The organism is Frankia sp. CeTa3Moorea, from assembly GCF_978021225.1.
Map to the genome: position 1 here is coordinate 1 of NZ_CDXDOR010000287.1, position 2,556 is coordinate 2,556.

Consider the following 2,556-nt stretch of genomic DNA (forward strand, 5'->3'; position numbering starts at 1 on the left):
CAGGCCACCGCGACATCCACATCCAGTTCCGGGTCGTCGGCGAGCTCACGGACCAGCCGGTAGATCAGTTTGGGAGGATGTTCTCCCGGGCGAAGTAGGCGGCCGCGCGCTTGAGAATCTCGTTTTCCATCTCCAGGCGCTTCTTGTCTCGGCGCAACTGGGCCAGCTCACGCTTCTCCACGCTCGTCAGGCGGTTCTCGCCGCCGTTGTCGTCCGCGTCGGCCTGGGCGATCCAGTTACGCAGACACGACTCACTGATCGTCAGCTGCTTCGAGAGCGCCGCGATCGGCGTGTCGCCACGGCGGGCGAGTTCGACCGCACGCCGGCGGAACTCGGGCGGGTGTGGAGCGGGCATGGTCGACATCCTCCCTGGTGGCCGGGGGCCACCTCAGGTGAGGTGTCCGTGCTCGGGGGCCAAGCTCAGAGCCGGATGTGGCAAGTCTGTGGGCGGGGCTGCCGGTGGCCAATCGCCGGACGGCGGTGTACTGGCTGGCGCTGATCGCTCGCAAGAGTCTGCCGTCGCGGAGCGGGGCGGCGAACCAGCAGGCCCCGGCGGCACCGAGCTCGGAGAGTGACCGGTGACCATGGTGATGCCGTGGGAGCGGTCGGGCGGCAAGGTGACCTGTCGCCATACCGACCGGCTGGCGGTGGTGTATGTGCGCCAGTCCACCCGCGGGCAGGTGCTGGGGCACGGTGAGTCGACGCGGTTGCAGTACGCGTTGGTGGACCGGGCCGTGGCGCTGGGCTGGACGGCGTCGCGGGTCCAGGTGATCGACGATGACCTGGGCAGGTCCGGGGCGAGCGCGGTCGGCCGGGCGGGGTTCCAGCGGCTGGTAGCCGAGATCTCTTTGGGGCACGTCGGGCTGGTACTGGGCACGGAGATGTCGCGTCTGGCACGCTCGGGGAAGGACTGGTACCAGCTGATCGAGTTGTGCGCGCTCGGTGGTGCGCTGCTGGCGGACGTCGATGGCGTGTACGACCCGGCCGAGTACAACGACCGGTTGCTGCTGGGGTTGAAAGGGACGATGTCCGAGGCCGAGCTGTATCTGATCAATCAGCGGATGCAGGCCGGGCGGGTGAACAAGGCCCGCCGCGGCGAGTTGGCCATCGCGCTGCCGGTGGGGTACTGGCGTTGTCCGTCGGGCGAGGCGGTGCTGGACCCCGATGAGCAGGTGCAGTCCGTGGTGCGTCTGGTCTTCGCGAAGTTCGCCGAGCTCGGTTCGATCCAGGGCGTGATGCGTTTCCTGGTCGAACACGGCATCCAGATCGGGATCCGGGCCCGCTCGGGCCCCGACAGGGGCGAGCTGGTGTGGAAACGGCCAGCCCGCGCCACCCTGACCTGCATGCTGGGCAGCCCGGTCTATGCCGGGGTCTACGTGTATGGGCGGCGGCGGGTCGATCCTTCCCGCCGCCGGCCCGGGCATCCCAAGGCCGGGCTGCGGCGGATGGAGCGGGCCGAGTGGCTGGCCTGGATCGAGGACGCGTTGCCCGCCTACATCACCGTGGCGCAGTACGAGGCCAACCTGGCCCGCCTGGCCGCGAACCAGCCACACGCCGACGTGCCCGGGGCGGTGCGCTACGGCCCGGCGCTGCTGGCGGGACTGCTGCGCTGCGGCCGATGCCGCCGCCGGATGACGGTGGCCTATCACATCGACGCCGGTAAACCCCGCACCAGCTACAACTGCACCGGAGCCCGCGCCGACTACGGCGGCCCGCACTGTCAGCACCTCAGCGGCCGCTGTCTGGACACCTTCATCACCGCCCGGCTGCTGGCCGCGCTGACCCCGGCCGCCGCACAGGTCAGCATCGCCGCGGCCGAACAGCTCCACGCCGACCGGGCCGCGCTGAACAAAATCTGGACCCAGCGGCTGGAACGTGCCCAGCAGGCCGTGGACCACGCCCGCCGCTGCTATCAGCTGGCCGAGCCCGAGAACCGCCTGGTGGTCCGCCAGCTGGAAGCCGACTGGGAACAAGCCCTGGCCCACCACCAGCAGCTCACCGAGGACTGGCACCGCTTCCAGCACACCGCCCCCGTGCCCTTGACCGCCCCTGACAAGCAGGCCATCGCCGCCGCGGCAGCCGACCTGCCCGCCCTCTGGAACGCGCCGACCACCGACAACGCCGACCGCAAGCAGATCATCCGCGCCGTCATCGACGACATCATCGTCACCGTCCGTGGCCGCAGCGAACTGGTCGACGTCACCATCTGCTGGGCCGGCGGGATGACCACCACCGGGGTGCTCCGCCGCCCCCTCCAACGCTTCGAAGACCTCAGCTACTACCCCCAGCTCACCGCCCGCGTGATCGAGCTCGCCCGCCGCGGCCTGGATCCTCGCCAGATCGCCGATCAGCTCAACACCGACGGTTTCCGCCCCGCCCGCGATGACGGCCCGATCCGCTGGCGACTGGTCGACCAGGTCCTGCGCCGCGCCGGACACCCGATCACCCACCACCGGCCACTGCCCGTCCACCCCGACGAGGCACCCGGCGCCCACGAGTGGTGGCTCGCGGATCTGGCCGCCCGCCTCGGCGTCACCACCGGAACCATCCACCGCT

2 protein-coding genes are annotated in these 2,556 nt (G+C 70.5%); one reads left to right on the forward strand and one right to left on the reverse strand.

Annotation, left to right across the window (positions count from 1 at the left end; all coding sequences use genetic code 11):
- Positions 1 to 64: 64 nt before the first annotated feature.
- Entirely contained in the window at positions 65 to 355 is a 291-nt protein-coding gene (locus AC08OV_RS24410) for a transposase (RefSeq protein ID WP_476616209.1), read from the reverse strand.
- 229 nt (positions 356 to 584) lie between these two features.
- On the opposite strand from AC08OV_RS24410, the gene AC08OV_RS24415 reads away from it, so the two are divergent.
- Positions 585 to 2,556: recombinase family protein (locus AC08OV_RS24415; protein WP_476620417.1), on the forward strand; the 1,972-nt coding region annotated here is incomplete at its 3' end.

Excerpts from the sequence above, each read along its gene's own strand:
- AC08OV_RS24410 (WP_476616209.1), bottom strand. The coding sequence starts at position 355 with ATGCCCGCTCCACACCCGCCCGAGTTCCGCCGGCGTGCGGTCGAACTC.